Genomic DNA, 13241 nt, shown 5'->3' with positions numbered 1-13241 from the left:
AACGTACACAGAAATTAAGGGAATTTAGAAGACTTAACATGAGATAGCAGAGGGAGCAGATATTTTAAGGAACACTAATAACCGCTGATCTTCGCTAATAAAAAAATTAATTAGTGGAGATTAGCGAAGATTAGTGTTCCTACATATTGTCTTTGCTCACTCGGCTATCTCATGTAAAAAAATTTACAGCGCCGAGGCCAACTGCAATTCTTCCTGCTCTTCGATCTTGGCCGTCGCGTCAGTCGTCGCCGCAGCGGGCTCGGGGGTTAATGCTGGCGCCGATTCGATCACCGTGCCGTCACAACCACACGGCACTTTGAGCATCACCGTCCGCGGCACACGCAGCGTGTAAGTGACCGGCACTTTCTTGCAGATCGTTTGCGGCACTTGCACGGTTTGCCGTTCTTCGACCATTTTGCAGACGCGGACATTGAACTGCTCGACACGTTCCTCTTGCACAAACCGGCAAGTAGTCACGGGAATTTGACGAACACGTTCTTCTTGCACCATCCGGCAAACCTGTACGGGGACTTGCTGCTCGACTCGTTCAACAACTTGGCGGCACGTTGTCACGGGCACCATGCGAACTTGTTCTTCTTGCACCATCCGACAAACGCGTACTGGCACTTTACGGCAAACTTCTTCGGCCACCTGCCGACAAACCGTCACGGGCACTTTCTGCACAACTTCCTGGGGACACATTGTTGTCACGGGAACTTGCACCGGCACGAGATTCGGCTTCCAAACTCGCTGCACCACTTGCTGTGGTGGCGACTGGACATTGGCCCAAACGAGACCAGGACGCTGCACTTGAATCTGACCCGTCACGGGATTCAAAACTTGGGTGGCCGGCATCCACGTCAAACCGCGGCGCTGGAGTTGGCCGGGCACGACCGACACTTGATCGACAAAACAACCTTGATCGGCCATCTGAGTTTGAAACGTCGTCACGGGCTGCATCACCGTGTAGCGGCGTTCTTGCTCCACGGTTTCGTTCACGGGACGCATCACGGTGAAACGCTCCTCGCGTTCGGCCGTTTCCCAAACTTGCCGTTGTACGGTGAAACGCTCTTCACGTTGGCTGGTTTCTACCACGTTGCGAACGCGATTGTAGCTCGCATCGCGCATTTGAGTTTCAAACACGGGGCGGTTCACCACGAAACGCTCTTCCCGCATGCTGGTTTCTTGCACGGGACGCGTCACGGTAAAACGCCGTTCGCGGGCTTGTGTCTCCCAGACGGGAACCATCCGCGTGACTTGCTCTTCACGGAACACGGTTTCCGTTTCCATGCGGAAGGCCGTCACTTGTTGTTCCTCGTAAACCGTCTGGCACTGCAAACGGAAGGAAGGTGCACAGCACGTGTCGCATTGCGCGAAACTTTGCGATGAACTACCAGCGAGCGAAACAACGGCCACAGCCACGGCGAACCAAGTACAGCGGTTCATGACACACACCCCAAACAAATTGGACAAGAGACACATCCGCCGACGACCCACTCACACAGCCAGTCATCAGGCGGACAAAAAGGACCCTCTACAACAGTGTTGCGGACAAAGTGCGCCGAGGCAAAAAAATTTATGCTTCATTGACTCGCTAGCAACTTGACGTTGCAAAAAAACAACATCTGCTTTTGCCCTCGGCATACAACTGTCTTTACTGTGCGCGCGTGCCATCGGTTCAAGCAAGTCTTCAAGGCCTTGCTAGCAAAAAAAGAATAAACGGCCGCCTACGCAGCCACTACAACCGGCAGGGTTTAACACGTTGCCAGCAAAAACTTGCTATCGAAGGAGAATTCCGCTCAAGAAACCGGCCCAGAAGTGACGGATGAACGGGGATTTTTTTACAGAAGTCAACAGAGAGAGCAGAGAAAAATAAACATACAGAGAACACTAATAACCACTAATCTTCGCTAACGAATAAACAAAATTAGTGTTTATTAGTGGTAATTAGCGTTCTCGTTTCTGCCTTCTCTGCTACCTCCGCAATCTCCCCTGAAATCCGCGCCGATCCGCCCAATCAGCGTTCATCCGTGTTCGATGGATTCTCAACGACACGGTCTAAAACTTTTCTCGCACTTCCTTCGCACGATCGATAAGTGGCAACGGAACCGCACCTTGCTTTTCCCAAGTGGGAGCCGTGGCAATGAAGTTTTCGAGAGCTGTCCGCAACGCACTGAGATCCGCGTTCGGATTCTTTTCTTTGATCACTACCACGGCATCGAGCGCATTCTTCAGAATCGTATTGCGTTTGCGCGTCTGCAGCTCAGGCCGCGATTCCCCTTTGATGCTCGTCGCCAGTGATTCCAAATCGAGCATCTCCTCCAGTGGCGCAACGGCTAGCAAACTCCCTCGCCGCGCCAAGCCCGTCGCCGCGTTGTAGCGTGCGTCGGGATACAAATCCTCGGCCAGCTTTTCGAGTTCTTCATTGAGTTGCGGATCGGCATCAGGGGCCTGTGTCATCACACCCAGCGCAAATGCGGTCCGCGAGCGAATCGTATCGCTTTTGTCGTTGGCCAGATCGACGAACGTCTCCACAAGTTCTTCGCTTTCAATCGCCTGGGGAGGTTCCGCCGTGCGAAACGTCTCGGCCAGCACCGCAATCGCATTAATCGCATCCCCGCGCACGGCCTCGTCGACGTCGTCGTGGGCAACGGTCAACAGCACGGGCAAACCATTGTCGACTTGAAACGCCCCCAGCGCCGAACACAAAAAGGTGCGCAGCTTTACCGAGTCATCATCCGTGCGTGCCGCCTCATGCTCTTCGGCGAGCAGCTTGGCAAGTTCGTCAGCCAGTTGCGTGTTCGATTTCAGCTCGGGATTGCGCTTTTCGGTTCGCAACGCGTTGGCCAGCTCAAACGCCTCTTGCCAGCGGTTCTGGCTCGAACTGCGGAGCGCCGCTACGATCTCTTGGGGGTCACGTTCCCCCGTCGTGGCCAGCGATGTCACCAACCAGCCCAACAACACCACGACCAGCACGATCACGGCCGGGATCACAAACAATTGCAAGATAAAGCCCGCGCTGGGGGGCTCAACCGGGGGCAACAATTCATCCGCCGCCAACGGACGTGGCAGGTTAGGATTGGGAGGCAATGGGTCGGGGTTGGAAGACATGCTCTACCATGGGAAAATGAGCCGAAAGGTAATCTTTTAGGGTAACACACCGACCGATGACCGACGAGGGCTGGCTATTCCGAAAACCCCGCACAGAGACGATTAGAAACAGTTTTAGTTGGCACAAACAAGCGATTCCTTTTCGTGTGATTCGTGTCTTTCGTGGTTCAAATCTCTTATGCATTTACTTGATCTCACTCTACCGCTCCCCGCAGAGAATCTCGCCCTCGACGAGGCCTTGCTCGCTGCCTCTGTAGCCGGTGAAATCGCTGGCGGGATCTTGCGGCTGTGGGAACCCGACGAACATTTCGTGGTGCTCGGCCGGTCGTCGGACCCCGCCGTGGAAGTCAATCTCGCAGCCTGCCGCGCGCAAAACATTCCGGTCCTACGCCGAGCCAGCGGCGGCGGCACGGTCCTCACAGGCCCCGGCTGCCTGATGTATGCCGTGGTCTTGAGCTACGACGAACATCCTGCAACGAAGTCGATTACCCACGCCCACCAATTTGTACTTAATCGCATCGCTACAGGTCTTGCTCCGCTGGTCCCCGGCATCACACTCGCCGGCACCAGTGACCTCGCCTATCACACCACCACAGGCCTACAAAAATTCTCCGGCAATGCTCTTCGCGCGAAGCGCACACATTTCCTCTACCACGGCACGCTGCTTTACGACTTCGATCTCGACCTCGTCGCCACGGTCTTAGCCCAACAAACCCGCGAACCCCAATACCGCGCCGCACGAGCGCATCTTGAGTTCATCGCCAACTTGCCCTTGAGTCGCGAACAAATTGTCAACGCTCTAACCGCAGCCTGGAACGCCAAGCAGCCACTCAACATTTGGCCACAAGAACAAATGCAGTGCATCGTCAAACAAAAATACATCGACAATCCTCAATGGGTCATCATTAAGTAATTGAAACGCAGAGATCGCAAAGACGCGAAGTCTTAGTCTCTGCGTACCTCTGCACCTTCGCGTCCTCTGCGTTAAAATCAATCCGCTATGCGCCGCCAACCACTGATCGAACTACTGAATCGCTACTCCGCTCGTTTTCCCGAGGAGAGCGAAGTCGTCGACCGGATACGTTTGCTCGTCACATCTCACCCCGACTGCTTCGAGCGAACCTGCCGCCCGGGGCATATCACCGGTTCGGCATGGATCTTGTCGCACGACCAGACTCGCTGCTTGCTCGTCCATCACGCCAAGCTCAATCGGTGGCTCCAGCCGGGGGGACACGCCGACGGTGAGACAGAAATCGCCGAGGTCGCACTCCGTGAAGCACTCGAAGAAACCGGACTCACACGGCTAACTCTTCCCACGTTTGCTGGCCAACTTGTGCCGCTCGATCTCGACGTGCATCTCATCCCCGAGCGCCGCGGACCCGATGGTTCAATTATTGACGATGCCCACGAGCATCACGACGTACGATTTCTCCTGATCGCCGAACCCGATCAAGAAACGGTCCTCAGCGAGGAATCGCACGCCCTCGGCTGGTTCACCCACGACGAAGTCCTCGCGCTCACCAACGAGGAAAGCGTGCTCAGAATGCTCCGCAAGGCCGGGCCCAAAAAATAGAACGCGGATGAACACGGATTGGGCGGATCTTCGCGGATTTTTACAGGAGGAAGCAGAGGGAGCAGAGAATGGAAATTCAGAACACTAAAATCCGCTGATCAATACTTATCAAGAAATTATTTATTGGCGAAGACATTTTTACTATCATAATTTGCTAATAATATTCTTCATCACACTCCCTTTGAGTTGGTCTCCATGACAAAATATATCTTCGCATGTTGATGGCAATGAACTCGTGATTGTGGACAAAACCGCCTTGCCACAACGTTGTGTTAAAACCAACCGGCCGATCAGTGAGCCTGAATATACAACATGGGATTTGCCATATATTCCCACATGGCTAAAAATCCTAATGCTGATGGCTCCATTCTTCATGATTGCTGTGCCATTCGCAGTGCGGCAGCGTTGCCGGTTTCGGGCTGGATTATCTACTTCCGTACGACGCAGATATTTTCTTCTTAAACTAGCTGCGATCGCATTAATACTGTTGGCATTTGTATTACCTGGTTATGGCGTAGCAACAACGAATGCTAATCTGGTTCTGGTCGGTCTCATCACTTTTATTCCGCTCTTTTGGGGTGGGATTGTCCTCTTGGTACTCTTCACCGATCCACTCAGGGTAATACAAGTCAAGAATGAATTGTTCTGGGTACGCGGTTGTTCAGTCGACTTCCTCGAAAGTCTTCAAGGCTGATCACTCGTTTCCCTAAATGCCTCCTCTGCTCACTCTGCTACCTTCTGTCAAATAGAATCCGTGTGAATCCGCCCGATCCGCGTTCTTCTGCGTTCTATAACTCCCCAGCTGCTTCTCAATTCCCCCCGCAAATGCTAAGGTAATGATCTGAAATTTCCGTAATTCCCCAAGGATTCCCCTATGTCCGCCGGCTTCGGTCTCACGGTTATCAATCGCGACGAACTCCCTGAAGGCAAAGTCCTCTGCGAATATTGCTCGGCCAAGTGCTGCCGCTATTTCGCGCTGCCGATCGACACGCCCGAGGAGTTCAAGGATTTCGAATACATCCGCTGGTATCTGCTCCACGAACGGGCCAGCATCTTCAAGGACGACGGCGACTGGTATCTGCTGGTCCACACGGTCTGCAAGCATCTCCAGTCCAACAACATGTGCGGCATCTACGAAACCCGGCCGCAAATCTGCCGCGAGTACACGACCGAAAACTGCGAATACGACAGCGACTGGACCTACGATTTTTATCTGGAAACCGCCGAGCAGGTGTGGGAATACACCGAAGCGGTGGTGCAGCCCAAAGGCCAAAGCATCCGCAGCCGCAAACCCGAGCTCTTACCTGTTCTTTAATTTGATAGGACGCGGATGAACACGGATTGAGCAGATCGTCACGGATATTTCTACAGGAGGTAGCGGAGAGAGCAGAGAAAAGCAAAACGCTAATCTCCGCTGATGTAACACTAAAAAATAAATTATTAGCGAAGATTAGCGGCGCTTAGTGTTTCTCAAATTCCTCCTCTGCGTTCTCTGCTACCTCCTGTAAACCTTATCCGTGTGAATCCGTCAAATCAGCGTTCATCCGCGTCCCAAATAAAAATTTATGTCTGCTAAAATTTCGCCCCGTACACTCAAAGGTTTTCGCGATTATTTGCCCGCGACCATGATTCCGCGCGAGTGGATCATCGATGTCGCGCGGCGGGTGTATCGTTCCTATGGCTTTGCCCCGATCGACACTCCTGCGCTTGAGCATCTCGAAATCCTCACCGGCAAGGGGAGCGACGAAACCGACAAACAGCTTTACCGCTTTCAAGATCACGGCGGCCGGGACGTCGGCATGCGGTTCGACCTCACTGTCCCCCTCGCGCGATTCGTAGCCCAACACATTCAAGAACTCGGCACACCGTTCAAGCGGTATCACATCGCCAACGTCTGGCGAGGCGAAAACACTCAGCGTGGCCGGTATCGCGAATTCATGCAGTGCGATTTCGACACCATCGGCACTCTGTCCAACTCCGCCGACATCGAGATGGTGCTCGTCGTGCACGATCTGTTCTCGGCAATTGGTTTTACTGGGTTCACCATCCACGCCAACAACCGCAAGGTCCTCAACGGCCTGCTGGAAAAACTGGGCCTCAAGGAACAATCGACGCACGTCCTGCGGGCGCTCGACAAATTGGCCAAGGCGGGGCCCAACGCCGTCGCCGCAGAACTTAGCTCTGCCGCCGGCGCCACGACCGACCAGATCGATCAGATTTTGCAGCTTGCCGAGCTCACCGGCACGAACGAGCAGATTCTCGGCAATCTCACCTCCTTGCTCAAAGGGAGCGAAACCGGTGAGCGGGGCCTTGCTGAACTTTCTGAAATGACGAGCGCTCTCGCTGCCGTCGGCATTCCGAGTGAACGCTTTATGATCGATGTCTCAATCGCCCGCGGCCTCGACTACTACACCGGCACGGTGCTCGAAACGTTCTTGGACGAGCTTACCGAGATCGGCAGCGTCTGTAGCGGGGGTCGTTACGACAATCTGGCCGAGCTCTACACTAAAGAACAGCTCCCCGGCGTGGGAGCTTCCCTGGGTCTCGACCGCTTGCTCGCGGCGATGGAAGAACTGGGCCGCATCGAAAAGACCGCCACCCCTGCCCCCGTGTTCCTGCCGTTCTTCGATGCCTCACGTTGCAACGATTACTTAAAGCTCGCCGCGCAAATCCGCGCCGCTGGGATCGGCGTCGAGTTCTATCCGGAGCCCAAGAAACTTGGCAAGCAATTGCAATACGCCGACCGCCGGGGTTTTCGCATCGCCCTGGTCGCGGGCGAAAACGAATTCGCCGCCAACGAATGCCAAGTGAAAGATCTCGCTTCGGGAGGCAGCACAACCGCATCGCTCGCCGATAGCGCCACCGCAGTGGTGACACAAATCCAGCAAATTTTGGCGAGCTAATCGCCGCGTTTTCTGTAGGTTTTCTGCGGTGCGAAATTCGTTCTCAAGAATTTTTAACGCAGAGATCGCCAAGACGCGGAGAAGAGCCGCTGTGGGACGCTAATATAATTAGCTGATGCGCGGATTGAATTGGAGAAGCCACGAATCAAACGAATAACAAGAATTAGGAAGGAAAATTGAACACTGATCTTCGCTAATAAACGCTTATGAATTGATTAGCGATCATTAGGAAAAATTAGTGTTCAGTCTCTTTGTATTTATTCGTGCTATTCGTTTGATTCGTGGTTACTTCTTCCTCCGTGCTCTCTGCGTCCTCTGTGGTAAAACTTCTGTAGTAGAATCTGATGGCCAAACGGCACAACCATTACGAATTCGCCTTCGAAGCCTATTTGCGGCAACAGCGGGTTGCCTATGTCGCGGTCGACGAGCAGCGTCGCAGTCTGATTGCCGGGGGTTCGCTCAAGAATCTCGACTACATCGTCTCGCCCTCCGACAGCGTGTCGCTGCTCATCGACATCAAAGGACGCCAGTTTCCCTCGGGCACGAAACAAAAGCAGTATTGGCGGAATTGGTCCACCTGGGACGATCTGGTGAGCATGGCCCAGTGGCAAGACAAGCTCGGTGCCGGCAGCTTGGCCCTGTTGGTCTTTGCCTACGAAGTGGTCGGCAATCGCTCTCCCATCGAGGCTTCGCGGCTATTTGCCTTCCGAGAGCGTCTCTATGCTTTCCTGGCGGTTCGCACGGCGGATTACATCCAATTTTCCCGCCCCCTGTCGGCCAAGTGGCAAACCGTCAGCATGCCCACCGCCACGTTCCGGCAAGCGGCGTTTCCGCTCGACACGATCCTCGGGGCCGCTAAGCCCAAAGAGAGGACTGAATCCGCCGAATTGGCGTTGGTTGGCTCGGCACCGGTCGCGAGTTAAAATAGAGGTACCGCTAATTGAGGCAAGTCATTGTTTCTGATTTTCCCCATTAGCGTTAATAAGCGTCCATCAGCGGTTTGAAAAGGTTTACTTATGGCTTGGGGAATTGTCTTACTCTGCATCGTCCTCGGTTCCCTCTGCGCACTGCGCCCCAGTGGCCGCGCCGCCGACTTCCGCCGCGTGAAAGCGGAAGATTGATAGAACACCGATGAACACGGATTCGGCGGATTCACACAGATAGCCGATTTCGCAGAGAGACAGAACACTAATCGAAGCCAATCTTCGCTAATTAGAATTTTTGTATTAGCGTTAATCAGTGATTATTAGTGTTCTCAGTTTTTCTGTATTCACTGCCTGTTGTAAACTTTCTTGTGATCCGCGAACATCAGCCAAATCTGCGTTTGTCCGCGTACTATTTTCTTAAGCCGCGCGACGACCTGCCGCTAAGCCGAAGTACTCGGCGATCGAACCGATCACATAGGACTGCTCGTCGGCGGTGAGGCATTCGTAGATCGGCAGGCTCAATACTTCGTGGCACGCCCGTTCGGTCACGGGCAAGCTGCCTACTTGATGTCCCAAGAAGGCAAAACATTTTTGCAGATGCAGCGGCACGGGATAGTACACCGCCGAGCCGATCTTCCGTTCGTTGAGGTGCTTTTGCAGGTTGTCACGCTCGCCGTCGCGTACCCGCACGGTGAATTGATTCCACACGCTCACGCAACCCGGCTTAACGGTCGGAATCGCGATCCGCGCATCGAGCCCCATCCGCGCGAATTCCTTGGCATAGGTTTGGGCATTCTTCGCCCGACCGGTTGCACTGGCCGCGAGCTGCGACATTTTCACGCTGAGTACGGCCGCCTGAATTGAGTCGAGCCGGCTGTTGATCCCCACTTCGTGATGATAGTAACGTGGATACTGGCCATGATCGCGCAAGATCCGCAGCTTGTCGGCAAGCTCAGCGTTGTCGGTCGTAATGAGACCGCCGTCACCCATGCCGCCGAGATTCTTGGTGGGGTAGAACGAGAAGCAGCCCATCCGTCCCAAGGCCCCCGCACGGCGATGCTCGAACTCAGCTCCAATCGCTTGGCAAGCATCTTCGATGACGGGAATGTGCCCCGCATCGCGGGCAATCGCGTTGATCGATCCCATGTCGGCACACTGGCCGAACAAATGGACCGGCATAATCGCTTTGGTCCGCGGCGACAACTTGCGGGCGATATCCGCCGGGTCGATGTTGAATGTCTCCGGCACGATGTCCGCAAACACGGGAGTCGCGCCCAATCGTGTCACGCTGCTGGCCGTCGCAAAGAATGTAAAACTAGGGATGATCACTTCATCGCCCTTGCCGATTCCGAGTGCCATCAGCGCGAGCAAGAGCGCATCGCTCCCCGAGGCACAACCGATGGCGAACCGCGTCCCGCAATAACGGGCCATCGCCTCTTCGAACTCTTTCACCGCCGGGCCGTTCACGAACGCCCCGCTGGCACACACGCTTTGGATGGCCGCGTTGATCTCGGCGCTGATCGGACCGTTCTGACGATTGACGTCGAGCATGGGGACCGAGGTGGGTTGAACATTCGTGGGTGCCATATCGTTTCTCCAGAGCTAAATAGCCGTCCCATCCAGGGGCGGTTTGGGAAAGAAGAATACGACCTCGCTAAGCGGCCAGCAAGTTCATTTCGCACCTAGAAAACAAGACTTAGAACGCGGATGAACGCGGATTCGGCGGATAGGCGCGGATTTTACAGGAGAGAGCGGGGGTAGCAGAGCAGGCAGAAACGAGAACGCTAATCACCGCTAATCTTCGCTTATGAATACAAAGATTAGTGTTTATTAGTGAAGATTAGCGTTCTTAAATTTCCTCTGCTTTCTCTGCTTGCTTCAGTAAAAAATCTGCGTAAATCAGCGACATCGGTGTTCATCCGTTCTATACTTGCACGGATCAATGACACCGTCGTGCGCAAGAATTCGATTAGCTTTTGCGCCTGATACAGAATGCGACCGTAAAACCCATCGCGAAAACAATGCCTGTCGGCTCAGGAATGGCCACGGTCGTCGCCACGTCCTCTTGTGAAAAATTCCTCTGCCAAATCAGAAAATCCCGACCATCGGTGTCCGCATCTCCATCGGCGTCACCACGCTCATCCAAGCCATAGCCATCTTGCCAAACAATTAGATCGTCCGAGTCAACGTCGCCATCGCGATCAAAATCGCCAGGCACAATCTGTAGGGGCGCAGCGATGATCTTGTAAACGTCGCCGAGAATGCGATCAAAAAAATACAACTCTCCCGCGGCATCCTCACCAAACGAGACAATCGAGTTGTAAACACCTCCCGTCACCGGGTTGACCAATTCAGCAGTGCGATCCGTCAAATCAACGACATTCGTTCCATCATACCGCAACGAGGTGAACGTCCCCGTCACGGCATCAGTAAAAATGTAGTGCCCCTGAAATCCTGGTATTCCCGACCCGCGATAAACATAGCCACCGATGATGGCCGCCCCTGCCTCGCGCGGGTAGTAGTGAATGGGATCAATGACACCCTCGGGAATAGGATCGTCATAGCGAGGCTGATCGAAAGGTCCTTCCTTGGTTCGCCAACCATAGTTCTGCCCGCCACCGGAATTCGCGGGCAGCACGTTCACTTCCTCATACAGAGAAGCACCCACGTCGCCGATGTAAAGGTCTCCCGTCAAACGATCAAATGAAGCGCGATAAGGATGCCGCAAGCCCATCGCAAACCCGTCGCGAATCACGCCGTTAACCACAAATGGATTTGTGCCAGGTACCCCATGATTCTGTAAGTCATTAAACGGATAATCATCCACGTCAACACTGATTCGCACGATTTTGCCTTGCGGACTGATGGGGTCCTGAGCCGGCAAACCGGCCAGCGGTCCACCAATCGCACCACCGTCGCCCGTGCCAATATACAAATAGTTATCGATAGGACTAAACCCGAGCCAACCGCCGTTATGGCTTCCCGACGGATTTTCAAACGAATAAATTTCCCGTCGTGAATTCGGATCAGCCACCAACGGATCTTCCGCTGATCGCTGGTATTCAACGATCTTCACGCGCATGTCCTCGGAATCGAAGAGGTTGAGATAAAACTTGCCATTCTCGGCGTAGTTGGGATGAAAGGCAAAGGCCGACAGCCCCACTTGGTTGCCCACAATGTCCGGCAGATCGAGAAACGTCGTAAGTTGTATCGTTTGGAGATCAAGAATTTTGATCGCCACATTGTTTTGTTCCGAAATGTAGAGCTTGCCCATTTCTCCCGCGGGCGCCGATCCGAACACGGGATTGCTCAGGCCGGAGTTGACGACAAGTTCGGCCTGAAGCGTCACGGCACGAGCCAACTCACCGCCGATGGGCGACAACCAAAGCGCGACAATTCCCAGGCAGAGTTTTGCGACCTTGTGCACACGGGGGGACAAACTTCGCGGGAAGAGAATTTGGCTCATGGAGAAAAAGGTTTCTGAAATCGGGAGCTGCTGTGCAAACCCTCGATTCTGGGTGAACCACACGTCCAAGTCAAATTGCTTGCAAGATATTGGTCGCGCAGCTTCCTATCCAGGAAATCACCCCGCCGGAGCCCTTGGCTCCCTCACTCAACGCTTCCATCCCTCCGGGATGAGACCTATTCAAGTTCTCCGGCAACTGGCCAAAACACCGAAAATCGCGACGAGAGCCAAAACATTCGGTTCAGGAACAGTAACCGTCACGTTGTCCCACAACACGCTGTTTAGATTATTTGGACCTCCGAACGAATCGGCAATGATATAGCTGATCCCCGGTGCGGCTATCGAAAGCGTTAAATTTAACTCCGAGAAACCATAGTCAAGGCTGTCGCTAGCGATCAATTGATCCAGGGCGTCGTAAGCTCGAATGCGAACAGTGCCGTCATTATCGCCGCCTTTATCTCCCACGTCCACCGACAAAGAATTCAACAAACTTGAAAACCCCATACGAATCGGCGTAAAGCCATTCAACACCAATCGTTCGGTCAGACTGCCAACCAACGACCGATCACCCATACCTAGCGGTAGTTGGTGCGGTGGGTTGTCCGTTCGCACGATAGCGCCACTGACGGTCGAGGTGGCGGTCAGCGTCAGCCCCTCGACGGTACTGACAACACTTGAAAACCCTCCACCGGGGAGTGACTCGAAATCAAAGACAATGGCTTGCGCCGACAACAAGTTGAATGAGGAGAAGACCGTTGCGATTGCCAACAACGTAGTTTTCTGCATGGAGACCCTCGCTTTGTCATGGACGGGATTGTTGTGTCTCTCTTTGGTTCTCGTACCACCCAAGTTACAAGTAAGAGCAGGTATGATTCTACAAGTCGTCTGTGGTGAAATCCACTACAAATCTAGCTCCCCTCACAAAAACAAATCTTCTCTTGCCCAAGGGAGACAAGACAAGCTCATCACCAACCCCATTGGATTGTAAATTAACCCTATTCCTAAGAATCCAGGGATGGCATCGCCGCATCATCCGCACACGCCTCCGATATACCGTTCGGGTTAAATACCCTAGGCCAGGGTTGCCACAATATGAGCTTCGCGAATGCTGGGGCTTCCCTGGGTTAACACCCACCAACATCCCTCGGCCGAGCAACAAGCGCTGTGTACCGCACGAACATATTCGAGGCCGAAACCGAGTGCGGAATTTCGTCCTCAGCAGCGCACCGCCGGAACACATGCCCACCCTGCGGACGATGATA

11 protein-coding genes are annotated in these 13241 nt (G+C 53.9%); 6 read left to right on the top strand and 5 right to left on the bottom strand.

Annotated elements, in window-relative coordinates; genetic code table 11:
- Positions 1 to 183: 183 nt before the first annotated feature.
- The gene (locus SH678x_RS01400) at positions 184 to 1446 is read right to left on the bottom strand and encodes a hypothetical protein (protein WP_496921094.1); all 1263 of its coding nucleotides are present in this window, start codon (positions 1444 to 1446) and stop codon (positions 184 to 186) included.
- 612 nt (positions 1447 to 2058) lie between these two features.
- Positions 2059 to 3111 (bottom strand): HEAT repeat domain-containing protein, encoded by a 1053-nt coding sequence (locus SH678x_RS01395; protein WP_496921093.1) that lies wholly within the window; start codon positions 3109 to 3111, stop codon positions 2059 to 2061.
- A 178-nt stretch (positions 3112 to 3289) separates the two neighbouring features.
- On the opposite strand from SH678x_RS01395, the gene SH678x_RS01390 reads away from it, so the two are divergent.
- From SH678x_RS01390 to SH678x_RS01365, 6 genes are all read left to right on the top strand, one after another.
- Complete coding sequence (locus SH678x_RS01390; RefSeq protein WP_496921092.1) at positions 3290 to 4024, top strand: lipoate--protein ligase family protein; 735 nt, start codon at positions 3290 to 3292, stop codon at positions 4022 to 4024.
- A gap of 87 nt (positions 4025 to 4111) precedes the next feature.
- On the top strand, positions 4112 to 4684 hold the full coding sequence (locus tag SH678x_RS01385) for an NUDIX hydrolase (RefSeq protein ID WP_496921091.1): 573 nt from the start codon (positions 4112 to 4114) through the stop codon (positions 4682 to 4684).
- A 235-nt stretch (positions 4685 to 4919) separates the two neighbouring features.
- The gene (locus SH678x_RS01380) at positions 4920 to 5378 is read left to right on the top strand and encodes a hypothetical protein (RefSeq protein WP_496921090.1); all 459 of its coding nucleotides are present in this window, start codon (positions 4920 to 4922) and stop codon (positions 5376 to 5378) included.
- 180 nt (positions 5379 to 5558) lie between these two features.
- Positions 5559 to 5999 carry a YkgJ family cysteine cluster protein gene (locus tag SH678x_RS01375; RefSeq protein ID WP_496921089.1) on the top strand — a complete coding sequence of 147 codons (441 nt, stop codon included), beginning with the start codon at positions 5559 to 5561 and terminating at the stop codon, positions 5997 to 5999.
- A gap of 250 nt (positions 6000 to 6249) precedes the next feature.
- Entirely contained in the window at positions 6250 to 7587 is a 1338-nt protein-coding gene (hisS, locus tag SH678x_RS01370) for a histidine--tRNA ligase (protein ID WP_496921088.1), read from the top strand.
- A 344-nt stretch (positions 7588 to 7931) separates the two neighbouring features.
- Positions 7932 to 8510, top strand: a complete 579-nt coding sequence (locus SH678x_RS01365; protein WP_496921087.1) for an HYExAFE family protein — start codon at positions 7932 to 7934, stop codon at positions 8508 to 8510.
- Positions 8511 to 8930: 420 nt separating this feature from the next.
- On the opposite strand, the gene SH678x_RS01360 is transcribed toward SH678x_RS01365, so the two are convergent.
- The 3 genes from SH678x_RS01360 to SH678x_RS01350 form a co-directional block, all read right to left on the bottom strand.
- Positions 8931 to 10100: a DegT/DnrJ/EryC1/StrS family aminotransferase gene (locus SH678x_RS01360; protein WP_496921086.1), complete on the bottom strand. Its 1170-nt coding sequence runs from the start codon at positions 10098 to 10100 to the stop codon at positions 8931 to 8933.
- A 382-nt stretch (positions 10101 to 10482) separates the two neighbouring features.
- Positions 10483 to 11979, bottom strand: a complete 1497-nt coding sequence (locus SH678x_RS01355) for a PQQ-dependent sugar dehydrogenase (RefSeq protein ID WP_496921085.1) — start codon at positions 11977 to 11979, stop codon at positions 10483 to 10485.
- A 180-nt stretch (positions 11980 to 12159) separates the two neighbouring features.
- On the bottom strand, positions 12160 to 12765 hold the full coding sequence (locus SH678x_RS01350) for a hypothetical protein (protein WP_496921084.1): 606 nt from the start codon (positions 12763 to 12765) through the stop codon (positions 12160 to 12162).
- Positions 12766 to 13241: the final 476 nt, after the last annotated feature.

This window comes from Bythopirellula superficialaquae (assembly GCF_059632245.1).
This window is presented reverse-complemented; position numbering and strand designations above follow the sequence as displayed.